Annotated in this window: 20 protein-coding genes and 4 pseudogenes; 10 read left to right on the top strand and 14 right to left on the bottom strand. The window is 69.3% G+C overall.

The features are described 5' to 3' along the window. Nucleotides 1–174: 174 nt before the first annotated feature. The 3 genes from Sdi02f_RS06770 to Sdi02f_RS06760 all read left to right on the top strand — a co-directional run bounded on the left by Sdi02f_RS06770 (nt 175) and on the right by Sdi02f_RS06760 (nt 3336). Entirely contained in the window at nt 175–954 is a 780-nt protein-coding gene (locus Sdi02f_RS06770) for an alpha/beta fold hydrolase (protein WP_108932885.1), read from the top strand. A 51-nt stretch (nt 955–1005) separates the two neighbouring features. Further along, a complete protein-coding gene (locus Sdi02f_RS06765; protein ID WP_108932884.1) occupies nt 1006–1989 on the top strand; it encodes a transposase family protein in 984 nt (327 codons plus the stop codon). 303 nt (nt 1990–2292) lie between these two features. Next, nucleotides 2293–3336: a hypothetical protein gene (locus Sdi02f_RS06760; RefSeq protein WP_159107634.1), complete on the top strand. Its 1044-nt coding sequence runs from the start codon at nt 2293–2295 to the stop codon at nt 3334–3336. A gap of 342 nt (nt 3337–3678) precedes the next feature. Here Sdi02f_RS06760 and Sdi02f_RS06755 read toward each other — a convergent pair whose 3' ends face one another. Both Sdi02f_RS06755 and Sdi02f_RS06750 read right to left on the bottom strand, forming a co-directional pair. After that, on the bottom strand, nt 3679–4443 hold the full coding sequence (locus Sdi02f_RS06755; protein ID WP_053639282.1) for a GNAT family N-acetyltransferase: 765 nt from the start codon (nt 4441–4443) through the stop codon (nt 3679–3681). 679 nt (nt 4444–5122) lie between these two features. Then, complete coding sequence (locus Sdi02f_RS06750) at nt 5123–5740, bottom strand: TetR/AcrR family transcriptional regulator (RefSeq protein ID WP_108932882.1); 618 nt, start codon at nt 5738–5740, stop codon at nt 5123–5125. Nucleotides 5741–5857: 117 nt separating this feature from the next. Between Sdi02f_RS06750 and Sdi02f_RS06745 the strand changes: the two genes are divergently transcribed. Further along, nucleotides 5858–6724: an alpha/beta fold hydrolase gene (locus Sdi02f_RS06745; RefSeq protein ID WP_108932881.1), complete on the top strand. Its 867-nt coding sequence runs from the start codon at nt 5858–5860 to the stop codon at nt 6722–6724. A gap of 79 nt (nt 6725–6803) precedes the next feature. Here the strand turns inward: Sdi02f_RS06745 and Sdi02f_RS36685 are convergent, their stop codons facing one another. From Sdi02f_RS36685 to Sdi02f_RS06730, 3 genes and pseudogenes are all read right to left on the bottom strand, one after another. Then, nucleotides 6804–6992 (bottom strand): transposase, encoded by a 189-nt coding sequence (locus Sdi02f_RS36685; protein WP_078869403.1) that lies wholly within the window; start codon nt 6990–6992, stop codon nt 6804–6806. A 95-nt stretch (nt 6993–7087) separates the two neighbouring features. Next, a complete protein-coding gene (locus tag Sdi02f_RS06735; protein ID WP_245962147.1) occupies nt 7088–7951 on the bottom strand; it encodes a hypothetical protein in 864 nt (287 codons plus the stop codon). 279 nt (nt 7952–8230) lie between these two features. Further along, a pseudogene (locus Sdi02f_RS06730) lies at nt 8231–8359 on the bottom strand (cytidine deaminase); the annotation flags it as partial. A gap of 245 nt (nt 8360–8604) precedes the next feature. Here Sdi02f_RS06730 and Sdi02f_RS06725 point away from each other — a divergent pair. Together Sdi02f_RS06725 and Sdi02f_RS06720 are read left to right on the top strand one after the other, a co-directional pair. Continuing rightward, nucleotides 8605–9813 (top strand): annotated as a pseudogene (locus Sdi02f_RS06725) (transposase). Between the two features lie 100 nt (nt 9814–9913). Then, nucleotides 9914–10345: an ASCH domain-containing protein gene (locus Sdi02f_RS06720; RefSeq protein WP_108932944.1), complete on the top strand. Its 432-nt coding sequence runs from the start codon at nt 9914–9916 to the stop codon at nt 10343–10345. Between the two features lie 541 nt (nt 10346–10886). Here Sdi02f_RS06720 and Sdi02f_RS06715 read toward each other — a convergent pair. The 3 genes from Sdi02f_RS06715 to Sdi02f_RS06705 are packed head-to-tail and all read right to left on the bottom strand — an operon-like array spanning nt 10887 to nt 12807. Further along, nucleotides 10887–11267, bottom strand: a complete 381-nt coding sequence (locus Sdi02f_RS06715) for a VOC family protein (protein ID WP_245962146.1) — start codon at nt 11265–11267, stop codon at nt 10887–10889. 8 nt (nt 11268–11275) lie between these two features. Further along, nucleotides 11276–11908, bottom strand: a complete 633-nt coding sequence (locus tag Sdi02f_RS06710; protein ID WP_368668278.1) for a DUF6817 domain-containing protein — start codon at nt 11906–11908, stop codon at nt 11276–11278. 5 nt (nt 11909–11913) lie between these two features. After that, nucleotides 11914–12807, bottom strand: coding sequence for a ketopantoate reductase family protein (locus tag Sdi02f_RS06705; protein WP_108932879.1), 894 nt, complete (start codon nt 12805–12807; stop codon nt 11914–11916). Nucleotides 12808–13065: 258 nt separating this feature from the next. Between Sdi02f_RS06705 and Sdi02f_RS06700 the strand changes: the two genes are divergently transcribed. Further along, entirely contained in the window at nt 13066–13968 is a 903-nt protein-coding gene (locus Sdi02f_RS06700) for a LysR family transcriptional regulator (protein ID WP_108932878.1), read from the top strand. A 476-nt stretch (nt 13969–14444) separates the two neighbouring features. Here the strand turns inward: Sdi02f_RS06700 and Sdi02f_RS06695 are convergent, their stop codons facing one another. The 3 genes from Sdi02f_RS06695 to Sdi02f_RS06685 all read right to left on the bottom strand — a co-directional run bounded on the left by Sdi02f_RS06695 (nt 14445) and on the right by Sdi02f_RS06685 (nt 16768). Continuing rightward, nucleotides 14445–15053 (bottom strand): phosphopyruvate hydratase family protein, encoded by a 609-nt coding sequence (locus tag Sdi02f_RS06695; RefSeq protein WP_368668277.1) that lies wholly within the window; start codon nt 15051–15053, stop codon nt 14445–14447. Between the two features lie 343 nt (nt 15054–15396). After that, entirely contained in the window at nt 15397–15789 is a 393-nt protein-coding gene (locus tag Sdi02f_RS36280; protein WP_245962158.1) for a 2,3-bisphosphoglycerate-dependent phosphoglycerate mutase, read from the bottom strand. Between the two features lie 109 nt (nt 15790–15898). Then, the gene (locus Sdi02f_RS06685; protein WP_030401085.1) at nt 15899–16768 is read right to left on the bottom strand and encodes a LysR family transcriptional regulator; all 870 of its coding nucleotides are present in this window, start codon (nt 16766–16768) and stop codon (nt 15899–15901) included. A 70-nt stretch (nt 16769–16838) separates the two neighbouring features. Between Sdi02f_RS06685 and Sdi02f_RS06680 the strand changes: the two genes are divergently transcribed. From Sdi02f_RS06680 to Sdi02f_RS06670, 3 genes are all read left to right on the top strand, one after another. Next, on the top strand, nt 16839–17783 hold the full coding sequence (locus Sdi02f_RS06680) for an EamA family transporter (RefSeq protein ID WP_051849664.1): 945 nt from the start codon (nt 16839–16841) through the stop codon (nt 17781–17783). A gap of 302 nt (nt 17784–18085) precedes the next feature. Continuing rightward, a complete protein-coding gene (locus tag Sdi02f_RS06675) occupies nt 18086–19291 on the top strand; it encodes an IS110 family RNA-guided transposase (RefSeq protein WP_108932941.1) in 1206 nt (401 codons plus the stop codon). A gap of 98 nt (nt 19292–19389) precedes the next feature. Further along, nucleotides 19390–20838 carry an aminopeptidase P family protein gene (locus tag Sdi02f_RS06670; RefSeq protein WP_108932877.1) on the top strand — a complete coding sequence of 483 codons (1449 nt, stop codon included), beginning with the start codon at nt 19390–19392 and terminating at the stop codon, nt 20836–20838. A gap of 468 nt (nt 20839–21306) precedes the next feature. Here the strand turns inward: Sdi02f_RS06670 and Sdi02f_RS06665 are convergent. From Sdi02f_RS06665 to Sdi02f_RS06655, 3 genes and pseudogenes are all read right to left on the bottom strand, one after another. Next, nucleotides 21307–22511, bottom strand: a pseudogene (locus Sdi02f_RS06665) (IS3 family transposase). Between the two features lie 70 nt (nt 22512–22581). Then, nucleotides 22582–22824: pseudogene (locus Sdi02f_RS06660) on the bottom strand (hypothetical protein); the annotation flags it as partial. A 439-nt stretch (nt 22825–23263) separates the two neighbouring features. Continuing rightward, complete coding sequence (locus Sdi02f_RS06655; protein WP_031085079.1) at nt 23264–24031, bottom strand: hypothetical protein; 768 nt, start codon at nt 24029–24031, stop codon at nt 23264–23266. Nucleotides 24032–24296 lie beyond the last annotated feature (265 nt).

Here is a 24296-nt window from a genome sequence, read left to right as displayed (position 1 = left end):
CGGCGGAAGCCAAGCCGTTACGACGTTGTGAACGAAATCAGGTGGGGTGTCTTGATCGAGGCTCGAGGCCTCTGGTGACCGCGCAACGTCCAGTGCTGGGGGCGGTGGCGGTGCACCGAAGCCCGGGGCGTTACTCTCGTCTCTCCGTCGATCCGGAGTGAAGGGCAGCAGACTGTGCGCAACGCCGCCGTGACGGCCGAGGGCGGCCAGATCCGCTGGGTTGAGCTGCCGGGACAGGAGCCGTCCCGTGTCTACGTCCATGGTCTGGGCGCCACGTCGCCGGCCTACTTCGCGGAGGTTGCGGTTCATCCTCTGCTCGCCGGACGTCGATCGCTGCTGATCGACTTGCTCGGGCACGGCATCAGCGACCGGCCGACGGACTTCGACTACACCCTGGAATCCCACGCCGAAGCCCTTGCCGCGGCCCTGACCAGCGCGGGTGTCACGGGCGCCGAGTTGATCGCGCACAGCATGGGGGGCTCTGTGGCCATCGTCCTGGCCGCCCGGCACCCCCAACTGGTCTCCCGCCTGGTCCTGGTCGACGCCAACCTTGACCCGATCCCGCCCGCACCGGGTGCCACGGGCAGCAGCGGCATCGCCGCGTACTCCGAGGAGGAGTTCCTGGCGGGCGGCTGGGAAGAGATCCGAGACCGGGCTGGTTCCCACTGGTGGTCCACGATGCGCCTGGCAGGCCGGGAGGCCCTGCATCGCAGCGCGGTCCACCTCACCCGCGGCACCGTCCCCACCATGCGTGAGCAACTGCTGGACCTGAAAATCCCCCGCACCTACCTGCTGCCCGAGGCCGACAGCCCACTCCCGGGCACCGATGCGCTCACCGAAGCCGGGGTGGCCGTGGTCTCCATCCCGGACTGCGGGCACAACATCATGCTGGACAACCCGGAAGGCTTCGCCCGCGCCACCGCAGCAGCGCTCTCGGACCACAACCAGCGATAGCGCCCAAGCGGCCCGTAACGCGGAGAGAGCCGCGCGGGTTCCTCATGTGTGATGACGAAGGAATGGGCCCGTGCGGCCTTGTCCCATCCTGCCTTCACCGGCATCTCCCGTGCACATCTCGGCGGTTTGATCGACGAGCTGGCCGGGCCGTGGACCGCGCGCTGTGAGTCCGCACTGCACGAGCGGCGCGGCGGCAACCGCAGGCAGCTGCCTGGTGCCGGACCGAAGCACGATCTCGTCTTCACCGACCGGGTGCTGGTCACCCTGGTCCACCTGCGTCACCAACCCCCGCACGCCGCCCTCGCGGAAATCTACGGCCTGGAGCGGTCCACCATCACCAGGGCGATCGGCGAGATCCGTCCGCTGCTGGCCGCGCGGGGCTTCGCCTTCCCCGACCGGCCGGGGCTTCGGCTGTATACGCTGGCCGATGTCTTCGCCTACGCCGCAGCCGAAGGGATCACGCTCCGCATCGACGGTACCGAGACCCAGGTCCGCCGCCCCAGGGCCCACCGACCCGGCCGCTGTGTGGTCGTTTCCGGCAAGAAGAAACAGAACACCATGAAGACCACCACCATCAGCGACGCTCAGGGTCGCACCCTGTGGTCCGGGGCCGACCGGCCCGGAAGAATGCACGACCAGACCGCGATGCGCACCGAGGGTATCGCCGAACAGCTCCGCCTCCATCCGGACGTGAGAGTCGAGGTCGACGAGGGCTGCCGGGGCCTGGCCAACGAGTTCCCCGACCAGATCTCGGCACCGCCGAAGAAGCCGAAGGACTTGGAGGACGTGCCGCTGACCGAGCGGTACGGATGGCGTGAGATGCGCCGCCGCCAATCCTCGCGCCGGATCTGCGTCGAGCACGCCAACGCCGAGCACAAGCAGTGGCGCCCCTTGCAGCGGTTCCTCGGACGTCGCGAGCACTACTCGGCCACCCACCGCGCCATCGCCGGCCTGGTCTCCGACCGCTCCGCCCAACGTGCCACCCACCGCAAGCCGAGCACCGCACTCGTGCCCGTCACCCCGACGACCCGCTGAATCACTCACCAGCCGAACCGCCAGACCAGCACGCCCCCGACTCATTCGCTCACAACCTCGTTACTGACCCACGCTCCTGGTCACCGGACGATCTGTGCGGGGGCGCGGCCTGCGGCGATCTCGCTGAAGGGGCAGGGCTGTTCGATCATGGCGCTGGCCTTTCTCGGGCTGGTGACTCGGTCCTGGGCATCGGGTTCTTGGTCAACTGGTACGGAGGCGGCAGCGCTCGGCGAGGGAGACCAACGTCCGCCGGAGTCGTCGGGGTTGCTAGATTGCTCAGCCCACATCAAGAAGGGGGCAGGGATGGCGGGAGCGTGGCGGCGGGTAGCGGCCGATAAGGCGATCCGGGAAATGAACGAAGCTATCCTGATACTAGGCACTCCCGTTCTTCCGTCAGGAAGAACTCGCGTTCTTATCCGACGATACTACGCGTCCGCTCCTGGAATTTGGGGTGCAACAGTCTCCCTCTTCATCTTCCTGTACATCCCTCTTCTGGCGTTGCGGCTGAACATTGAGTTAGTGGACGCCGCACTTCGGCTTGCAGACGACCCTCCTTTCGGTCTCGACTCCGACGAGTTTACGCTCTCCGAGCTGTGGGATACCGTAAGCGACAGCAACCCAGTCATGTTCGCCGGGGGTATTGCGCTGGCCTTGATTGCCCTTGTTGGCGCAGGCATTTTCCTCACCGGGATCGGCCTGTTCTTGTCCGTCATCCTCCGCTGGCAGACGGATCGCCTGAAGGGCGAAAGTGGAAGCAGTCATTACCTTGCGGCAGGGGCCGCCAGCGCAGTCCACCAGGCTGCGGCGGCCTACAGGAGCGCACCCGGGAGCCCGAAGCAGCAAAGCCAACTGCGCCATCTCACGGAATTGCTAGATCGCATCTATGTCAGCATCTTGCGCATCAGTGACGTACACGAGGCCGTGCATCGCCGTTCGCGACGCAGAGGGAAGCTACGTGACCACCACCTCAAAGTGATCGCTGCCCTACAGGAGCACGAGGCTGCGATCGACATCGACGCACGCACTGCACTGCCGGATCTAGCGGAGGCGTTGACGAACATCGCCAACGCCTACAGCGAAGGTAAAATTGGGCAATTGTTGCCAGGTTCAGAGATTGACCATTTGTCTCCAGCCGAAGCCGCCAAGGGTCAGCGCTTCAAGGTGGTCGCGCTTGCAGTAGTGCTAGGCGGCTGCGGCATCTCAGTAGCGTTCCTTGACCTGCCGGACACGGCGACTACCTCACTGATCGGAGCCATCGGGATCACTTTCGTTTCTCTCGTCTACGGACGCAGAGCCCGCGAGGGGCTAGATCTCCTGGACTCACTGCGCGGCATTCAACGCTCCTGACAGGCCGGGCTGAGGCGCCGCAGCAGCGCACAGGGTGCAGCCGCATTCGACCGGCAGCCGGCGCGGGCGGTTCGGGAGAAGCTACTTCTTACGGATCGCGCCCGTCGCTATCCAGTGGACCAGGAGAGCGGCAGCATGTGCGGCGGTCTCGGCAGCTTCTTGTGTGACCCGTCGGCTCGCTAGGCCGTGTAACGAAAGTGAATCTTGGACTGTGAATGATCACGTTCCATGGGTCGGAAAGATCTCACGGACGAGCAGTGGGCAGTGCTGGAGCCGCTATTGCCAATGAATGGCTGTGACCAGCTCAATCAGGGGCGACGGACTCCGTGGAGTCGTGGAGGTTCAAGTGTTGATGGCGTGTTCGAGGAACTGGCCGCAGGCGCGGAACCCCAGGCGGCGGTACACAGGCTCGCCGTCGGCAGACGCCTGCAGGACCGCGATGTGGTGGTCTCGCTCGCGGGCAGCGTGAAGGGCCGCGAGCGTGATGGCTCCGCCGTAGCCGCGCCGGCGCTGGGCGGCCAGGGTGGAGATGTTGTAGATGCCGGCGACTCCCGCGTGGTGGAACACCTCGGCGGAGCAGACCGGACGGTCCTCCACATAGCCCACCAGATACCGGGCCGGGCAGGTCGCGGCCAGCGCCTGGGAAGCAGCCCGGGCGAAGAAGTCACGGACAGTTTCGGCAGGTGGATTCCAGTTCGCGGCGAGGACCGTGGCGTAGTCGGCGAGCTGCTCGGGCGTGGTCACCGTTCGGATGTCCAGACCCGGGACAGAGGGAACCGGCAGGGTGTCGTCCAGCTCGGCCGACATCGCCGTCTCACGCTCGGACACCGGCAGACCGGCCACGGTCAGGCGCGTGGTGAGGTCTGTCGGTGTCGAGGCAGGTCCCACCCACCAGGAGAAGCCGCGGCCGGTGTCGGCCAGCGACCCAGCAGTCTCGGAGATACGGGCCGCGGCGTCGCCGGCGGTGAAGCGGGCCGCGGCGACGATGTTGAACGTGTCGTCGTCCAGGCCGCTGTCTGCGACCAGGAGGTCATCGGTCTCCGTGACGGTCGCACCGGACATGCTCCGGTGCAGATGGCAGGCGTGTTCCGCCAGATTCCGCTCCATCCTGTCCGTCAAGTCGGCTTCATCGAGAAAGCAATCATTCATAGGGATTGATCCCAGCACGACCGGACGAAGAGCGCATGCCATTTTAGGCGGCGCCACGCCGGTGACCAGCACTTTCGATACACGCCAAGGAACTGCTCGAAGCGGGTTGGCTGGAGGTTACCGGGAGTGTGGGCAGCGTCAAGCACTACCGGCTCGCACCGGCCCTGTTCGAGGACCGGGGACAGGCCGGACGTCACCTGCGCGCCGTCGGCGGCTGACGGGGCGGTGCCGTGAAGCGATCCGACTCTGAAGTCGGATCGTTTCTCCTTGCGGCCAGCTGCAGTTCAGCAGCAGGTTCGTCACGGAGCCTGCTGCCGCGGGCAATCGTCACGGCGTGAGAATCCGGCGTCCCGGCGACGGCAGGACGGCCACCCATTCCGGCCACCAGCTGACGGTGGCCTTGGTGGTCGCATCTCCCAGCCCGCCCAGGCGTGGACTCGCGCAGCGCTTGATGCCCGTGTGCTGCACCCGACGGCGAGGCGGCACCTGAAGCGCGATCGCTGCACTCCGCAGGGGGGGAGCAGTATGCCGAGAGCAAGCTCGCCAGGATGCCTGACAAGACAAGCGAATTCGTGGGCACGTGGGGCGTGATCGTGTGCGAGCGGGGTTCGGCGCAGCAGGCATGAAGTGGCGGGGTTCAGGAGCCGGCCATGGCCTCATCCAGCAGTGCAGCTGCCAGCGTGCGGGCACGGGCCAGCCGGCTGCCATCGCCTTCCAGTCCGGCCCTCGCCATCGCGCCCTCCAGCAGGAAGGACAGGTGCTCCGCCAGAACACCGGCCTCTCCAGGACGGGAGGGCAGCAGCTGTCCGAGGTGGCAGCCGATCAGTTCCTCGACCGTTTCCTTGTGGCGGCGTACGACATCACGCCCTATGTCCCCCACGGGCAGCTCGGCCGCCGCGTTGAGCAGGCCGCAGCCGCGGAAGCCGGTGGCCTGGGCGGCCTCCGCGTGATCGGCGTAGGTGTCGAAGACGGCCAGGACCGCCTCGCGAGGGCCCACCGTCTCCTCCAGTCGTGTGCGGTACGTCGCGAGCCACTCCTCGTGCCGGGCGTCGAGATAGGCCCTGACCAGCTCAGCCTTTGAGTGAAAGTTGTTGTACAGGCTTGTTTTGGCCACGCCGGCTTCGGCGACGATCGTGTCGATCCCCGTGGCCGTCACGCCGTCGGCATAGAAGCGGCGTGCTGCAGTCACCAGCAGACGCTCCCGAGCCGGCCGCCGCCTGCCGGCCGTCGCAGATCCCGTTCCCATCTCACTCATCCCACACTCCCCGACACCAACGAACAGACAGGCTTCATCCTGGACGCCACGCCGCTAACTGTACAGACCTGTACAGTTTACTTGGAAGGCGGAACTACCCAGTCAGGAGCCGACCGCATGAACTTCCTGCCCAGTGACCTGATCGTTGACGGGGCCCGTCTCTCCTACCGCGACTGCGGCGAGGGCAAGCCGGTGGTGTTCGTTCACGGCACCCCTTCCTACTCGTACGAGTGGCGGAACGTCGTGCCGCACGTCGAGGCCGCCGGCCACCGAGCGATCACCTACGACCTGCTGGGTTACGGGCGCTCTGAGCGTCCAGTGGACCGCGACACCTCTGTCGCCGCCCAAACGGATCTGCTGGCCGGTCTGCTCGACGCTCTGGACATCGAGCAGACCGCCATCGTCGCCCACGACATCGGCGGCGCCATCGGTCAGCGCTTCGCCATCGCCCACCCCGAGCGAGTGCGGCGGCTGATGATCATCGACACGGTCAGTTACGACTCCTGGCCCTCTGAGACCTGGAGCAAGATCATCGAAGAGCAGTTGGAAGAGCACATCCAACTGCCGCAGGAAGCATTCGACACCCTGCTCACCCGACAGTTGGAGATGACGGTGTCCGACGGCGCAGCGACGATGACCGATGACGTCCTTGACGCATACCTGGCGCCCCACCGGTCGGCGCTGGGCCGCGTCTCCTTCTTCGAACACCAGGTGCGGCACTACAACTCCCGGTACACCGAGGAGATCACCGACCAGCTTGGTTCCCTGACCATGCCGGTCCACATCCTTTGGGGCGAGCGCGACCAGTGGCAGCCCTTGGCCTACGCCCACCAGCTGGCCGCGGACATCCCCGGCGCCCACCTCACGGTTGTCCCAGGAGCTGGACACTTCGTGATGGAGGACGCGCCCGAGCGTGTCACGGCAGAGATCCTCGGTTTCCTTGCTGACCAGGGTCCGTCTTCGAACAGACCTTGCCCAGAGTAGGAACGATGCGAGAGACCCCGCTGCTTCGCAGGAGGTGGCGGTTGTCGATGTCTCCGGCCGCATCCGCCTGGGCCCTGCATCACGCTGCAGGGCCTCGGGCGAGGATGCCGTCGAGGGCGTAGCCGCGGAAGCGCGTGCAGGCCGTCTTCCACGGCCCGTAGCGTTCGGGCAGGTCACGCCAGGAGATCCCGGTCCGGATCGTGTAGACCATGCCGTTGATCACCCGGCGGTCCCCCACTCGCGGTCGTTCTGTCTTGGCCCGCGACACCGGCGGAGCGAGTAACCACCGCTCCTAGTCAGTGAGTTCATGACGACGTACCACCCCACCGTGATCCACCATCTAACGGTCTTCGAAGATGGGCCCTAACGGCCGAGGGCCTGTCGCAGGGACAGGTTGTGGTACTTCCGCAGCCGGTACAGCTCCCAGCACGACAACACCGTCACCGACACCGGAGCGCCGAGCAGGAACACGATCCGGGCAAGGACGGGAACGTCGGCGTTCGCGTTATTGATCACGTCTAGGGCGGCCATCGCCCACGCCAGCACGGTGGCGAGAACCGGCGGCAGCACCTCGTGGATATCGGCGGTGCGGAACACGTGGTTGAGGCAGAGTGCGATCCCGTACAAGGCGAATCCCAGCGACCATGTGCAGAGGACGATGAGGACGACCATGCCGGGAATCCCGATGGCATCACGGAAGCCGGTGGTCGCCGGGTCGGGCGCGACGGCGAGCGGGAACGTTGCCATGGACCCCATCAGAGCCGCCACAGCCCCGAAGGGCTTCAAGGACCGTCGCAGATAGAGCCGACGCAGCGCGCCCTGCGCGGCGAACGCGAACAGGGCGATCACGAACGGGAAAGCACACACGAGGAAGAGGGTGCTGATCCAGCTCTGGTCGAACTTGTCGCTCGCCACGGCGTCGGCACCCTGGGCGGTGTCGACCGGCTTGTACGACATGACCAGCACGAGCCAGGCGGCGGCACCGAGCCCGGTCCGCCACATTTGGATCTTGCGTACCGTCAGGTCCTCGACGGCGTCCGGGCGCGAGGGGCGGAAGGCCCGCTGAGCGGCGTAGAACGGGTTGTAGACGCACTTGAGGATCCGCTGCCCGCGCGTCAGCGGCGGCCGGGGCGGTCGCGGGAACGGATGCTGCGGGCCACCGCCGTACGGTGGTGACGGGTACGGGCCCCAGCCCTGCGGATGTCCCGGAAACCCCTGCGGCGGCACGGGGGCGGGCTGCGGCGGGTAGGGCCCCACGCCGGGACCGCCGGGGTACGGATGGGGTCCGCCTCCGGGGTAAGGCTGAGGGCCGGGACCTGAGCCCGGCTGTCCACCGGGGCCGTATCCGGGTCCGCCCGTCGGACCCCACTGACCATTGCCGTGCGTACTCATCGCCTGCGCCCCCGATGTTTCGCCTGTGCCGTGCGCGGCGTGACTCGAACCGTCCGCTCGGCGTGCGGCGTGATCCTACCCATGCGGTGGTGGGTCTTACAGATGGTGGCACTCGACGATCCGGCCGTCCCGGGCGCGGGCTGCGGCTGCCCCGGGGTGGTTGTCGCCCCGGCAGCGTGTGCGAACGACGTGGGCTGCGGCCTGGATGAGTTCGTGGTGGACGGGGTGGGTCTGCGTAGTCATCTTCTTTGCCTTCGTCGGATGTCAGGCGACGTTGGCCCGCGCGACGATGGCGAGCGGGCGAAAATCGGCGCTGTGCCGGTGTGTAGGCGAACTCGACATTGTTCGCCGCGGACCAGCCGCCACGAGGTCGAATGGTGCGTCGAACTTGATCACTCGGTTCGGTAACCGCCGTACAGCGGAGCGGCCTTCGTCTGAACATGTGCTCCGACCAAGGAACACACACGTTCAGCACGAAGGCCGTGAGGATGAGTCTGTTGCATGGTGCCGTCCGGCGAGAGCCGTTGGCCGAACTGTCACGCTTCCGGGGCGAGTTCTCCTCCTGTCTCACCGCTCGTTCGGGCGCGTTGTTCGAGCTGGCCGACGCTGTCCTGTGTGGTGACGGGCCGGTCAGGTCACTGGCCGAGCTGTCGCTGGTGGGCGAACACCGCCGGGGCCACGGAGGGTTCTATGCGGCGGTGGCCTGCGGAGGCATCGACACCGGCCGGCTGCGGCGGGCTCTGGCCACGGTGCCGCTACCGCGGGCTGTCGACGGTCGGCTGGTCCTGGCCGTCGACGTCCCCTGCTGGCTGCGGCCGGCCGCCCACGCCTCGCCCCAGCGCATCCTGTGCCACACCTACGGACGCGGCAAGGACCAGCACATCTCCGTCCCCGGCTGCCCCTACTCGATCATCTGCACACTCGAGCCCGGCCGCAGCTCATGAACCGCACCGCTGGACTCCCTTCGTCTGGCACCCTGAGACGACAACGCCACCGTCACCGCCCGACAACTGCGCGAGCTGGTCGGTCGATTGATCACGGCAGGCCAGTGGCAGGCCGGCGACCCGGACACCCTCGTCATCGCGGACGCCGGCTACGACGCACCCCGTCTGGCCTTCATCCTGCGAAATCTGCCCGTGCAGGTGGTGCTGGCCCGGATGCGTTCGGACCGTGTCCTGCGCAGGGCCGCCCCGCCCCGCCTTCCGGGCACGATGGGACGCCCGCCCCGGCACGGAGACGAGTTCGTCTTCGGACAGCCCGTCACCTGGGGCACCCCGGGCACCGAGACTGTCACCGGCACCCGGCTCTACGGCACCGCCCTGGCCCGCTCCTGGGACCGGCTGCATCCCAAGCTGACCCACCGCTCCTCCTGGGCCGCAGCCGATGGAACCCTCCCCATCGCGAGACAGCCGACCGATGGACCTGGCTGGTCATCGCCGCCCACACTCAGCTGCGGCTTGCCCGGCCCCTGGCAGCCGACCGGCGCCGGCCCCGGGAGAAACCCAGCACACCGGACAGGCTCACCCCCCACCCGTGTCCGCCGCGACTTCCGGCACATCCGCCCAACAACCGCCTGCCCGGCCCAGGCGCCGAAAGCCTCCCGGCCCGGCCCCGGACGGCCACCGGGCCGCAAAGCACAGCCGGCGCAACGAGGAACAAAGAAGTCGACCGCCCCACGGCCCCGCCGCACAGGTTAAAGATCAAGCTAAGAGGGCGTTGTGAAAGTGCTTGCTATGGGTGGGAACGAGCGGAGCGGTGGCCCTTGATCACCGCTGCCGGGATTCGTACCCTCGCTCGATGAGACATGACGACCTTCCGGTCCTTGAACTCGCCCTCCCCGGTCCGGAACGTGACCGTGGTGTGGCGGCGATCCTGAGCGGTCGGAAGACCGCGCTCACTGGTCTCCTGGAGATTTACGAGCACGCCGGGGAGGCAGTGCCGATGACCGGTCAGCGATTCTCGGTGCTTGATTCCGAGGGTTGCCCGGCTGCCACGATCGAGGTCGTCGACGTGCGCGTCGTTCCCATGAAGGAGATCGACGACGACTTCGCGCGAGCAGAGGGACGCGGCTACTCTGACGTGGCCGAGTGGCGGGCAGCCCACGAAGAGTTCTTCCGGAGCGATGGCGTGAGCGAGTTCCTCGGACGCAGCCCAGTCATTGATGACCATACTCTTGTCGTCGCGGAACGCTTCCGAGTGGTCGAGCCCGACGGCTCGGGTAGTCCGTGAGCCGGGCCCGACTCGATGAGAGTCCGGGATCAACCGGACAGACCCCCTGGGCGCTGGGAACGGCTGCTGGTCAAGGCCACTCGTTGATGGCTGCGACCAGCACGGTTGCCTCGTAACGGACGGCGAGCGCCGGTTGATCCCACAATTCCGCTGTGTGGCAATCTTTGTGGCCGGCCTTGTCGAGCTTGGACGCTCGGCCGCCTCGTGAGCCGAGCTTCTTGCGGTTGCGGACCCGGTCGGGCTTCTCCGGGATGGTGCACGCGCTTGTTTGCGCAGGTAGGCGCGGTTCGCGCGTGTGCCGTAGGCCTTATCGGCACGGACCCGGTCGGGTTTGGTACGGGGCAGGCCCGGGCCGATGCTGGGCACCGATACCCTTCAACACAGGCTGGAACTACGGGCTGTCGCGCCTCTGGCCCCCGGTGTCGAGCCGAGACAGGGGCTTCCGCCCCTGCTCGACAGCGAGGTGCAGCGTGGTGGTCAGTCCCCGCACGAGCGTCCGAGGTCGTGGTCGTCGGGCTCAGTGTCAACGCCCCCAGGAAGCTCACGAGTTCGATTCGGCCGCCGGGTAGGGGGTGTAGGTGCTGATCTCGATGAGATTGCCGTCCGGGTCACGTAGGTAGGTACTGGTGGTGGGTCCTTGGGCGGCGGATCGCGGCACGGGGCCTTCCAGTACCGGCACTCCGCAGGCGGTCAGATGGGCCAGGACCTTTTTCTGCGGGGTGTCGGTGACCAGGCACAGGTCTGCGCTGCCATGGGTGGGATGCTTGGCGTGCGGGAGGAGTTCGCCGCCGACCTGATGAAAGTTGGTCTTGCTGGGGCAGAAGGTCACTGCGTGGCGTCCCTCCCCGAAGGTGACCGGGCGCAGGCCCAGCACGCGTACGTAGAAGTCGACGGTGCGTTCGATGTCGGCGACGGTCAGCACCAGGTGGTTCAGGCCGGTGATCCGGTTCCTCGGCCCCGGCCGAGGGAATCCCGGCCCAACTGCCGTTCGCAGGCGTCCCGTGCCGGGGTTGAGAGCAGGTCCTGTGAGCGAGTGAACAGCCGGTGCAGGGTGGGGCCGTGGCGCTCGGCGAGGTCGGGGTCGTGCGCCAGCACGTCGAGTTCGTTGGCCGCGGTGATCTCGACGAAGGCGCGCACGTCCGGCGGCGATGGGGTGTGCTCGCCGTCGGTGAGGCGGTCGCGGAAGACCACCGGTCGCCCGCTCGCCAACCGGGGATACACGACCGCGCGGTCGCAGCTGGCGTAGAGGAACACCAGCGCCTCGGCCCGTTCTCCGATCAGCTCGGCGAGAAGCGCGCGCTCGTCGGTGCCCATCAGGGCGTGGTCGAACCCGTCGGTTCCGTACATCGCGTGACACAGTCCGGCGGCCTGCAGGTCCGGACCGGCACCCCACTCCGCCAGCAGGCGTGCGACGCGGTCCAGGTGGTCGAGGAGCGTACCGCCAGGATGCTTTGTCTCGCCGGCGCCTCGGGCGCGCAGGAGGGCCTGGACAGCGGGCCAGGCCGCCGCAGGGTCACGGGCGCTACCTGGTGAGCCGCCGTCGTATGGCACGGATCGCCGCATCGGGTTCAGGCCTCCTGGGTCGTCATGCGTACCACCTCTGCCACCAGTCGGGCCGTGACCGGGGTCTCGACGTGGTGGGCGGCGCCGGCGCGCAGGACTGCTCCGCCGATGGCATCGACTTCGAGGGGGCGTCCGGCCTCGGCGTCGCGCTGCATGGAGGACTTCATACTGTCCGGGACGCGATCGAAAAAGGAGAGCACGGTCTCGGTCGTTACCGGTGCGCCGGCGGCCCGGGCCACTGCGGTGATCTCGTCGAGCACGGCGAGCAGTTCCGGGCGCAGGTCGCCGCGGATGGTTCCGACGTCCGCTCGGTGTCGGGTGGTCAGCAGGGCGAGCGGGGCGAGGAAGGCGAGCTTGTCCCAGAGCATCGCCGTCTCGTTGCTTCGCAGGTTTACGCCGAGACCGGCCTGCCGCAGTCGGTCCGCGAGCTCACTGAGGGGAGAAGCAAGTTCGAGGCTGGCGAAGGGACTGGTGTGGTGGATGCGCCCCGGCGCGGTGCGTGTGGCTTCGACCCTGATCGTGCCGGCGACGACCTCGGCCGCGGGGTAGCGATCGCGCAACAGGCCGACGTGGTCGAGGCCGTTGAGCAACGGGATCACAACCGCGTTGCCGAGGGCGGGAGCCGGGACGCGGTCGAGTGCCTCGTCCAGGGAGGTCTGCTTGACCGTCACGAAGACGACGTCCACAGCCTCTCGCAACCGTGTGTCCGCCTCGACCGCTGCGGTGAACTCCCCGTACTGGGCGCTTTCGACGCGCAGGCCGCCCTGGCTCAGTGCGGCGGCGGTCGGCTCGCTGGCCAGGCAGATGACGCGGTGCCCGTCACGGGCGAGGAGCGCACCGATCAGGCCTCCGACACCACCCGGTCCGAGAACGGCCACCGTCAGCGGGATTGTGTTCATCTGAGCTCCTGTCGTCCTTGGGAGACCCGTTCAGCCGGGCTGAGGCCGACGGGAGCCAACGGGAGGAGCGGCGCGTGGACCACGGCATCTCCCCTCGGCGCGAAACGGGTCGACACCCGCCAGCCGCTCACCGCACCGCGTCCGGAACGGGTGAGCGACGGGCAGGTTGCCGCCCTGGAAAGCAATGATCAAGCGCCCCGAGACCCAAGTCAATCAACGGATTTACTGGCACAACTCCAAGCGATACCTTGGGTCATCGTGACTCTCGACGATCTCCGCGTCTTCGCCGCGGTCTGCCGGGCTGGCTCTCTGAGCGCGGTGGCCCGTGACTTTTCCTGCACACAGTCCGCGGTCAGCCAGCACGTGAAGCGGCTTGAGCGGGAGTTGGGCCTGAGTCTGCTGGAACGGCACACGCGAGGCGTGGTGCCCACGCCGGCCGGGCACACGCTGAACGCGGCGGTCACCGAAGGCCTGGGCAGCATCGACCACGCACTTCGCCGACTCGACGAGGCCGCGCGCGCGGAAGGCGGATCGGTACGGGTCACAACGGGAGCCACGACCATCCGGCACTTCATGTCCGCGGCCGTCGTCGACTTCCGGCGGCAATTTCCCCGCGCCAGCCTCGAATTCCAGACCGAGACCTCCAGCCGCGGCTGCTTCGACGCGCTCGCCGCCGGCCGCGCCGACCTCGCCTGGATCACCCTGGGGCCCACAGATCGCGCCATCGAGCAACGCCCCGTCGTCGAAATCCTCTGGGCGCTCGCCGTCTCGGCGTCCGACCCGCTCGCGGCCAAGGCCCGCGTCGAACCGGCCGACCTGCAGGACGCGCGGCTCATCGGGCTTCCGCAGAACTCCACCTCCCGCCTGCAACTGGGCGCCTGGCTCGCGGAAGCAGGGATCCGGCCGGTCTTCGACACCAGCGTCACCGACTGGGACACTGCGATCCTGCTGGCCGAACTGGGACTGGGCCTCGCCGTCGTCCCAGCCCTGCCCGCCTGGAGCGGCCCCGGACACCCCGACCTGCGACTGATCCCCATCCCCGCGCTCCCCGCCCTCACCGCGGGCTGGGCGGTACGCCGCTGGGACGCCCTCTCCCCGCTGGCCCGCGCGTTCGCCGAGGCCGTCGCGCACCACTGTGGCAAACAAACCCTTCGGGAATAGCCGCCGGCCACGACGCGCCGTCAGTCCCCTTCGTCAGGGATGCGCGCCCCCACCCCGGTTCCGGCGGGAGCGGCCACGCCGGTGGTGGCGGCAGGTGCGGTTCCGACCGCAGGTCTTCCTCCGGGCCGCGGCCGGCGAGCCTCGAGGTCGGTCGCTTCGAAGCGAGCAACTGGGAAGTTGCGTGCGACCAGAGTGGCAATGGTTTCGTCGAGTGCCCAGGTGACGTAGCCGGTGGGCCAGTCGACGGTTGTGTAACCGAGCTCCAGGTCGATTACGTGGGATTCGAACCAGGGTGGGCCAGCGGTCGGCGGGCATCGCTGCGGCCTCGTCGAGCAGGCGGTCCAGGCTGCCGCGCAGGTCGGCGGTGAGCTCGGCGGCGCCGCGACCGGCCCCGTGCCTGACAATCGTGCACCGGCCCGCACCCAGCCACCCAAAGGTCCCCGAGTGGGAGCAATCGGCCGCCACCACCGGCATGGTCACCACCTTGTCGCCGCTCCTCCACGGCCACGGCTTCGCGTCGCTCTTTCGAACCGGCGGCGCTGTCCAGGCGCCCAGGTCCACAAGTACCTCGGCATTAACGGACAGCTCCTGGGCTGGCTGTACGTCGGCACACGGCCGACGGATGAGGTCATCAAGGTACGCGTACCGTGCGACCTGCGCGGCAAGATGATCTGAGCTTGGGAGGCGAGTATGAACTCCTGGAAGTCGAGAGGGTTGGCGGCATGCGCGCCGCCGTTGACGACGTTGAAGTGCGGAACGGGGAGCAGCGGCGGTACTTCGGCGGTCTCGGCCAGGTACTGCCACGGCTCCTGACCGGCCGAGGCGGCCTGGGCGCGGGCGGCGGCAAGTGAGACGCCGATGACGGCGTTCGCTGCCAGGCGGGACTTGGTGGCTGTGCCGTCGAGGCGGATCAGTTCGGCGTCCACCTCGCGAAGGTGGTGTAGAAGCGGCCGGTTCAGCGTGTCGGCGATCTCGCCGTTGACATGGGCGACGGCCCGGGTGACGTCCCGGTCGCCGTACCGGTCGGGGTCGGCGTCGCGCAGTTCGACGGCTCCCCGGGTGCCGGTGGAGGCTCCGGAGGACACTCCGGCGCGACACGCAGTCCGGCGGTGGTCTCCAGGATGACGGCGAGGGCGGGGCGGGCGCGGGAGTCGAGGATCTCGACGGCGTGCAGGCGGGAGATGCGCAGCATGGTCGGCGCGTCCTTTCCGTCGGTGTTGTCAGTGGTGGCCCTCGGCCGCGACCGCCCGTGCGGCAGCACGTGCCCGGCCGGGCGAGGTGTCTGCCGCCGGCGGGGGGTGGCCGCAGATCGGAGGTGACGGTGTGGATGAGGGGTTCGGCCGGGGGGATGTTCAGGTCGTGGATGCCGGGTTCGTCGAGGTGGCTGAGCAGGGCGACGAGGGCGCGCAGGAAAGTTGCCGTGTGCGGCTAGCAGCACGGTGGCACCGCGAGTGAGGGCGGTGCCAGCAGGTCGCTCCAGTACGGAAGGACGCGGGCGATCACGACGGCGAACGTCTCCACCGCCGGCACGCCCTCGCCCGGCAGGGAGGCGTAGCGAGGGTCCGCGCGCAGCAGGGCCAGCCGGTCCTCGGGCAGCGGCGACGGGCAGCCGTGCAGGGAGCGACGCCACTGTTCGTACAGCTCCGGGCCGGCCTCGATCCGCGTGCGGCGCTTGCTCCGGCCGGTCAGCGCCCCGTACTGGCGTTCGTTGAGTCGCCAGGTGCGCTGCACCGGTATCCAGAAGCGCCCCAGGCGGTCGAGCACGGTCTCAGCGGTGGGGATGGACCGGCGCAGGACGGAGGTGTGGACGAGGTCGGGCAGCAGTCCTGCCCGGGCGATCAGCCCAGCCGCGTCCGGCGCCTGTTCCTCACCGTCGGGGCTTCAGGGGGTAGTCGGCGGTGACGCGCCGGTCAAGCGCGCCTAGGGCCGCTCACCCTTCCCGCCGGGCCTCGCGGGTGATCTCCCCGGCGAGTGCGGCGAGGTCGGGGATGGAGGGGTGATCGGGAGGATCGTTCCAGGCGAGCAGGACGGGCACGTCAGCCGCGTCGGTGAGGGGGCGGTAGGTGATGCCGGGATAGGGGTGGATGCCGGCGGTGGCGGTGGTGGTCACTCCCACGGCGCGTCCGGCGGCGATCGTGGCGAGCCAGTCGTCGGTGTTGGCCACGGTCAGGCTCTCGACGGGGCGGACCGCGGCGGGCCACAGTGCCAGGGTGGTGGTGCCCGAGACGGTGTTGACGGCGATGACCTGGTCGCTGAGATCGGCCAGCGTCAGGTACGGGTGCCGTGCCAGAGGGCCGGCGGCGGGTACGGCGGCCACGCGGGGCTCGGTCAGCAGGACGACGCTCCGCAGTCGGGGGGCGGTGACCCTGCCGCGCAGCACGGCGGCGTCGACCTTGCCGTGGGTGAGGCCGGCGGCGCGGTCGTCGACGCGCAGCAGTTGCAGCGGGGTGTCGGGGTGGGCTCCGTTCCAGCGGCGCAGGAGGAGGGCGGTGTGGTCGCCGAGGGCGGACCACGCGTGCCCGAGGCGCAGCGGTCTGGCCCTCATACGGTGGGGGTCGAACGCGGTGTCGGCGGCTGCGACGGCGGCCTCGGCCCGGGGCCGGAAGGCCAGGCCGGCGTCGGTGAGGTGCAGGTGATGGGTGGAGCGGTCCACCAGCCGGACGCCCAGGTGCTGTTCGAGCCGGCGCAGCGTCCGGGAGACGGCCGGCTGGCTGGTGTGCAGGCGGTCGGCGGCACGCGTGATGCCGCCCTCCTCCGCGATGGCGAGGAAGGTCCGCAGATGCCGCAGCTCCATGGTCATGTTTGTGAAGCATAACCGCACGCGAATCGGCATTTCACAGGTGCGGGGACGGGCTCGTAGCGTCGTCGTCATGCCCGATGTGCGCCTCTCCGATCCCCCGGCTCCCGCCGTGCCGCGCCCCGCGGCCGCCTCCTCGCCCGGTCGCGGGCAGGTGGGCGCGGTCGCCCTGGTGGTGGGCGGGATCTTCAGCCAGCAGTTCGGTTCCGCGGTGGCGAACCTGCTGTTCGACCGGGTAGGCGCCCCGGGAGTGGTGACGCTCAGGCTCACCGTCTCGGCCATGGTGCTGCTGGCCCTGTGCCGGCCGGCGCTGCGCGGACACCGGCGGGGGGACTGGGCCGTCGTCGTCGCCTTCGGCGTGGCCCTGGGCGGCATGAACCTGCTGTTCTACCAGGCGCTCGCCCGGATCCCGCTGGGCACGGCGGTCACCCTGGAGGTGCTCGGCCCGCTGGTCCTCTCGGTCGTCGCCGCGCGTCGCGCGAGCAGTTGGCTGTGGGCCGCGCTGGCCCTGGCGGGCGTCGTCCTGCTGGGCCGGGGCGACGCCGGTGGCGGCGACCTCGCCGGCGCGGCCTTCGCTCTCGGCGCGGGGGCGATGTGGGCGGCATATATCCTGCTCGCCTCCCGGGCCGGAAGCCGGTTCCCGAAGGCCGACGGTCTGGCCCTCGCGATGGCGGTGGGAGCCCTGCTCAGCCTGCCCGCGGGCACGGTCGGAGCCGGCAGCGCCCTGCTGAACCCGGTCGCTCTGGCGCTGGGAGCCGCCGTCGCCCTGCTGTCGTCGGTCCTGCCCTACACCCTGGAGCTGATGTCGCTCAGGCGGCTGCCCGCCGGTACGTTCGCCGTGCTGATGAGCCTGGCCCCCGCGGTGGCCGCGCTGGCCGGCCGTCTCGTCCTGGGGCAGGATCTCGGCGCGAGGGAGACGCTGGCGATCCTCCTGGTCGTGGCCGCCAGCGCGGGAGCCGTGCGCGCCTCGGTGCGCTCACCGCTTCCGGGGCAGTCCGCCGGCCGAACCGAACCGTGAGCGGTTACGGCCACCACCACGAAGCCGCCCGGCGTGCTGTCTGGAACGACGGCACGGTCGGCCCCCCCATTACCGTCTCGTTGGCCCCGCAACGGGGTCGCCCGGCCTTCGGAGTTGGCATGACTTTCTCCCCCTGTCGAGTTGATGGCTCGGGGAGTGGTGTCACCGGCTCCGGAGGCATCGACAGACCGCAGATTAGGGGCATGACCACCGGCTTCTTCGTGGGTCGGGAGGCTCTTCGTAATGTGGATGTGGCGATCGGTGCCGTGGGACGGCCGGGCGAGGACGACCGGAGGACGAGCGTGATCGACGTCAGTGGCACCGGCGCCTTCCTCGGCCTCGACGTCGGCAAGGGCGAACACCACGCCACCGCCGTCACCCCGGCCGGGAAGAAGTCCTTCGACAAGCGGCTGCCCAACAGCGAGCCCAAGCTCCGCGAGGTCTTCGGGAAACTGCAGACCAAGCACGGAACGGTGCTGGTCGTGGTTGACCAGCCGGCCTCCATCGGAGCCCTGCCTCTGGCGATGGCCCGGGACATGGGATGCCCGGTCGCCCATCTGCCCGGTCTGACGATGCGGCGGATCGCTGATCTCTATCCGGGCGAGGCCAAGACCGATGCCCGCGACGCGTTCGTCATCGCCGATGCCGCCCGCGTCATGCCGCACACGCTCCGATCGGTCGATCTTGAGGACGAAACCATCGCCGAGCTGGAGATGATCGTCCGCTTCGACGAAGATCTGACCGGCGACGCCGCCCGCATCAGCAACCGCCTGCGCGGCCTGCTGACGCAGATCCATCCGTCGCTGGAACGCGTCTTTGGGCCGCGAGTGCAGCACCCGGCCGTGCTCAAGCTCCTCGACCAGTTCGGGTCCCCCGCCCAGATACGCAAGGCCGGGCGGCGTCGGCTCGTGACGCCGACCCGTCCGAAGGCACCGCGGATGGCCGAGCGTCTCGTCGATGACATCTTCACCGAGCTGGACGAGCAGACCGTAGTCGTTCCGGGCACGGACGCGGCAGCACTGATCGCCCCCAGCCTTGCCAGCTCACTCCAGGCAGTGCTTGACCAGCGGAAACTCCTCGCCGCACGGATCGAGGAACTGCTGGAGAAGAACCACCCTCTTTGCAAGGTCCTGACGTCCATGCCGGGGATCGGCGTCAGGACCGGAGCCAGGATCCTCATCGATGTCGGCGACGGCCGTTGGTTTCCGTCCGCGGCACACCTTGCCGCATACGCCGGCCTTGCCCCAGCAACCCGCAGCTCGGGCTCGTCAATCCGTGGCGAGCAACCATCCCGGAAAGGAAACAAGCAGCTCGAACGGGCTCTCTTCCTCTCCGCGTTCGCGGCCCTGGCCGACCCGGTCTCCAGGGCCTACTACGACAAGAAGATCAGCCAGGGCAAGCACCACACCCAAGCTCTCCTCTGCCTCGCAAGACGACGAGCCGACGTGCTCTTCGCGGTGCTCCGCGACGGCACCTTTTACGAGCCCCAACCCGCCCCTTCAGCTTGACCAAACCCATAAGGGCACCCCGCCGGCCGGGCACCGGCCCGGCCACCCGCCCCTGCACAGCGCGCGGCACGCGCGCGGACCGAGGAAAGGACGATCTCATGACCGACACCGAGCAGACCCTCCGGACGCCGACGCCGACGCCGGGCGACTCGGCGGAGAGGCCCGCCGCACCCGCCGGGCCCGCTTCCGGGCCGGTGGCCGAGGAGCCGGACCCGCGGATGCCGCGACTGGCGGCCATGCCCGCGTTCGTCGCGTACATGGGGCAGGGCTGGGGCACCCCGGACCGCACCGCGCAGGTGGTGCCGGGCGCCGCGAAGGCCGCGGCGGAGCACCGGGCCCGGCTCGCCGCCGAGCTGCCCGGGCGGACCATCGCGGTGGCCTCCGGACGGGCGAGCGTGCGCAGCAACGACACCTTCTACGACTTCCGTCCGGACAGCGACTTCTACTGGCTGACCGGATGCCCGGTGGAGAACGCCGTCCTCGTCATGGACACCCGCGCCGCCAAAGACCCGCGCAGCGTGCTCTACCTCCCCAGGCCCGCCCAGCCCGGCGACCCCGGCTTCTTCGCCGACGCGCAGTACGGCGAACTCTGGGTCGGCGCCGCCCCCGGTCCGCGGGACTGGGCGCGGGCCCTCGGCCACGGCCTGGAGGTCCGCCCGCTGGAGGACCTGGACCCCGCCCTTGCCGAGGGCAACCGGGACGCCCAGGTGGCCCGGACACTGGCCGAGCTGCGGATGATCAAGGACGACTGGGAGATCGCCCAGCTCAGGGCCGCGGTGGACTGCACGGTGGAGGGCTTCGCCGCCGTGGTTCGCGAGTTCCCGACCGCCGTCGCCGGGGGCGGCGAGCGGTGGCTCCAGGGAACCTTCGACCGCTACGCCCGTACGTACGGCAACGGCCCCGGATACGCGAGCATCGTCGGCAGCGGCCGGCATGCCGCGACCCTGCACTGGGTGCGCTGCGACGGCCCGGTGGGCGAGGAGGAGGCGGTGCTGCTCGACATGGGCGTCGAGACCCACAGTTACTACACCGCCGACGTCACCCGCACCTTCCCGGCCACCGGCCGGTTCAGCCCCGCCCAGCGCCAGGTGCACGACCTGGTGGAGAGGGCGCACCGGGCGGGTCTGGCGGCGGTGCGCCCGGGCCGGGACTTCGCCGACTTCCACACCGCGGCCATGGACGTGATCGCGCACGGCCTGCACGACTGGGGCCTGCTGCCGGTCTCCGTCGACGAGGCGCTCTCCCCCGAGGGCCAGCACCACCGGCGCTGGCTGGTCTGCGGGGTCGGCCACCACCTCGGCCTGGACGTCCACGACTGCGCCCGCTCCAGCTACGAGGCCTACCAGGGCGCCCCCCTGGCACCCGGCATGGTGCTCACCGTGGAGCCGGGCCTCTACTTCCACTCCCACGACCTCGCCGTTCCCCCGGAGCTGCGGGGCATCGGCGTCCGCATCGAGGACGACGTCCTGGTCACCCCCGAGGGCGCCGACGTCCTCTCCGACGCCTTGCCGCTGGACGCCACGGGCCTGGAGAACTGGATGCGCTGACGCCCCGCCGGGGGCGCCGTGCTCCCCTCGGGAGGCTCACCGAGCCCGGTCGGCGACCGAACCCGGGAGCCCCGGCCTGCCCCGCCCGGGCAGGGCAGGCCGGCGAGGGCGGCCACGTCCCGGTGGTGGCGCGACACCGGCGTGAGGAGTCCCACCCCGGGCGGCCCCCGGGCGGGACGTCAGAGGTCCTGGGCCGCCGGGGCGTCGGGACCGTCGTCGCTCGCGCGGAGCCGTACGCAGCACTCCCCGGGCTCGGGCACCCGCAGCCTTGGGGATCGGGCATGACGGGGTCGTCAGCCTCGCCCGGACGGCAGGGACATTGCAGCCGCACCGGCCGACGGCAGCGTCCCGACGCCGGACCGGACGCGACGGTGTCGGCCGACGTCGGGGCAGTTTCCAGAGCGCTTCTTGATGTACCGATGCGGGCTGAGGGCTCCGGGGGCCTTGACTCCGAATCCTGGACACGGGTTACGCGGCTTGTGCCAGCGTAGTTGGTGCGAGTTGGAAGGCGTCCTCGAAGGCGATCGGTGATCGTTGCCCGAGGCGGGAGTGTCGGCGGCGGGTGTTGTAGCGGTGGAGCCATCGGAAGGCGTCGAGTCGGGCCTCGCACTCGCCTGGCCAGCTCTTCCGTCCTTGCAGGGTCTCGCGTTTGAAGGTCGCGTTGAAGGACTCGGCGAGTGCGTTGTCGGCCGAGCTGCCGATCGCGCTCATGCTTCGCCGAACCTCTGCTGACCTGCAGGCTTGGGCGAATGCTCTGCTGGTGTACGGGGCTCCGTGGTCGGTGTGCATGATCGATCCGGCGAGGCTGCCACGGGTGCGGCTCGCCGCGGCCAGGGCGTCGGTGACGAGGTCCGCGCGCATGTGGTCGGCGATCGCTCAGCCGGCCAGACGGCGTGAGGCGAGCTCGATGACGGTGGCGAGGTAGCAGAACTTCCCGCCGTCGAGGGGCAGGTAGGTGATGTCGCCGACGTACTTCTTGCTCGGTTCTGCTGCGGTGAAGTCGCGGCCGATCAGGCCGGGCGCCTTGGCCGCGGCCGGGTCGGGGACGGTGGTGCGGTGCCGGCGGCGCAACCGGACTCCCTCGAGCCCGGACGCCCGCATGATCCGAGCGACACGCTTGTGGTTGACCGCCTCATCGCCGGTCTCCCGGAGCTCAGCGGTGATCCTCGGGACTCCGTAAGTACCGTCCGACTCGAGGTGGACCGCCCGTATCCGGACGGCCAGACGGGCGTCGGCCGCCTGCCGGGCGGCCCGGTCCGCGGCCGTCCGGCGCCAGTAGTAGTAGCTGGAGCGGGCGATTCCGAGGATGGTGCACAGCCGCTTCACGCCGTGGCGGCGCTGATGGTCGGCGACGAACTGGAAGCGGTTCACCAGCGCGTCTCCCCGGCGAAATACTTCGCCGCCTTCCGCAGGATCTCGCGTTCCTCCTCCAACTCGCGGACCTTCTTGCGCAAAGCGGCGTTCTCGGCCTCCAGCGGTGTCGGCGGCTCGGTCGGCGTCTCTGCCCGCCGGCCCCGGGGCCGGCTCACACCAGCCGCCCGAACCCAGTACCGCAGGGTCTCCGGGTTGATCCCCAGATCGGCGGCGACCTGCCTGATCGTCGCCTCGGGCCGCGACTCGTACAACGCGACCGCGTCCGCCTTGAACTGCGGCGGACAGTTCTTCATGACCACGAGATGTCCGTTCTCAGATCCTCAGGATCCAGTGTCTCGTGTGTCCAACATCAAGGGTCAAGGCCCCAACCGGCCAGACCCGCAGGTCCGGACACTGGGCATCCGCCGGGCGGGACAGCACGGCCTCCGCCCGGGGCACCGGAAGCATTGTTCCTCCCTCGGAGTACTGGCGCTTCCAGCCCTTCTCCGCGACCAGACCGAGGAGCGCCTGCCAGTCCTCCACCGAGGCATCCGGGACACGCACGTCCGGCAGCGACCCCATCAAGTCAGGGTCGAAGAAGCACTTCACGTCATCCCACAGCAGATCAGCCACCCCGCCATGCTGCCCCGGCTCACCGACCCGACGCACCCCCGTTTCCCTTGACCAATGACATAGGGGCACCCCCCCCGGTCGCGCACCTGCCTGTGGCGGTTCTTGTCACGTGATGGGCCTCCCCGGGCCTCACTTGCGCAGGTTGGGAGACCCGCAGCGCAGACCCGGGCTGCTCCGGCATGGGCTGAAGCGCCCGGACGACTCGTGCGCGGCGGGGCCGGGGTGCTGTTCGTGGCTGCCTCGGGGTGGTTGTGGGCGAGGACGTCGGTCAGGGTGCGTACAGGACCAGGCGTTGCCGCTGCTTCATGGGGGCGACGTGCGGGATGCAAGGCGTCGGGTCCGCCGGGATGGTGGCGGACGCGACGCCTTGACCGTCGGAGCCGTTGCCGCCGGTTCTGCCCCCGTCAGCCCGCCGGCAACCGCACCAGCAGTGCGGACATCACTTCACCACGACGTTGTCCCCGGGCGACGTCGAAGGCCCGGTGGTGGTATTGCCGTAGTACACCCAGCGCCACATGCCCGTCTTGGAGGCCTTCACGGTCGTCCGGAGAACACCCGAACCGTTCGCGTACACCTTCTTCACCGTGGTGTAGGAGGCGGTGCCGGCAGGCTTGAACTGAAGGCTCATCAGGCGACCTCCGTAGGCGGCGTACTTCCTGGTCTCCCAGTTGGCGCGCGTGACCTTCCCGGTGACGGTGATGGTCCGTCCCTTGGACACCGGTTCGGGCGAGGCGTCGACGGTCAGGTGGGAGTTGCGCTTGACGTGGACCGTCAGGCCCTCGTCGTCGGTGTCACCGCCACCGCCCTTGAAGAACACCTCGGCCCCGACCTTCCAGGCTCCGGCCTCGCTGTTGCGCATCGCCCACTCGCTGGGGTCGAAGTACATCGTCTCGTTGAAGTCGCAGACTCCCGAGCCCGCCTTGATGCAGTCGCTCGTCTCGATGGCGTGCCACAGCCGCTCGCCCGCCGCACCACCGCGGTACAGGAATACCGCCGGCCATTTCCACTGGCGTGTGGTCGCCATCCGGAAGGATGCGGGCACCGCGACCTCGTTCGACACTCCGATAACGATCGGCTTGCCGCCGTTCACCCGGACGCGGGTGAACGAGACCCCGCCCTCGGCCGCCTCGGCCGGCACCGCGGCCAGGGCGGTGAACACCGCCGCCGCACCGCCAGCCACGACGGCTCTCCAGATCTGTTTCCCCACCTGATCCCCACTCTCCGTACGCGATGGCGCCGAAGGCTGTTCCCTCCGGCGTCCTACAGACGGCCGGCGTCCGCACGGGGTTGTACACCCGCGCGTCACGATGGGGCATCGGGACGGTCCCTGCGGTCATCGCCCGGCTCGGCGGGCACGCGGGCGCCGAGCAACGGCTCCAGGTCCGGGAATCTGAGGAGGATCTCGCTGTCGGCGTGCTGGGGAAGGGCGGCTGTGGCTGCCGGGGGTCCGCAACTGGGCGGGAGTGGGTTTC

The organism is Streptomyces ardesiacus (assembly GCF_003112575.1).
GTDB classification, from domain to species: Bacteria; Actinomycetota; Actinomycetes; order Streptomycetales; family Streptomycetaceae; genus Streptomyces; species Streptomyces ardesiacus.
Note: the sequence above shows the minus strand (reverse complement) of the source record. Positions and strands in the feature narration are given on the sequence as shown.

Coding starts and splice junctions, on each gene's coding strand:
- Sdi02f_RS06765 (WP_108932884.1), top strand. CDS start 1,006: ATGACGAAGGAATGGGCCCGTGCGGCCTTGTCCCATCCTGCCTTCACC.
- Sdi02f_RS06760 (WP_159107634.1), top strand. CDS start 2,293: ATGGCGGGAGCGTGGCGGCGGGTAGCGGCCGATAAGGCGATCCGGGAA.
- Sdi02f_RS06755 (WP_053639282.1), bottom strand. CDS start 4,443: ATGGAGCGGAATCTGGCGGAACACGCCTGCCATCTGCACCGGAGCATG.
- Sdi02f_RS06750 (WP_108932882.1), bottom strand. CDS start 5,740: ATGAGTGAGATGGGAACGGGATCTGCGACGGCCGGCAGGCGGCGGCCG.
- Sdi02f_RS06745 (WP_108932881.1), top strand. CDS start 5,858: ATGAACTTCCTGCCCAGTGACCTGATCGTTGACGGGGCCCGTCTCTCC.
- Sdi02f_RS06720 (WP_108932944.1), top strand. CDS start 9,914: ATGAGACATGACGACCTTCCGGTCCTTGAACTCGCCCTCCCCGGTCCG.
- Sdi02f_RS06710 (WP_368668278.1), bottom strand. CDS start 11,908: ATGCGGCGATCCGTGCCATACGACGGCGGCTCACCAGGTAGCGCCCGT.
- Sdi02f_RS06705 (WP_108932879.1), bottom strand. CDS start 12,807: ATGAACACAATCCCGCTGACGGTGGCCGTTCTCGGACCGGGTGGTGTC.
- Sdi02f_RS06685 (WP_030401085.1), bottom strand. CDS start 16,768: ATGACCATGGAGCTGCGGCATCTGCGGACCTTCCTCGCCATCGCGGAG.
- Sdi02f_RS06680 (WP_051849664.1), top strand. CDS start 16,839: ATGCCCGATGTGCGCCTCTCCGATCCCCCGGCTCCCGCCGTGCCGCGC.
- Sdi02f_RS06670 (WP_108932877.1), top strand. CDS start 19,390: ATGACCGACACCGAGCAGACCCTCCGGACGCCGACGCCGACGCCGGGC.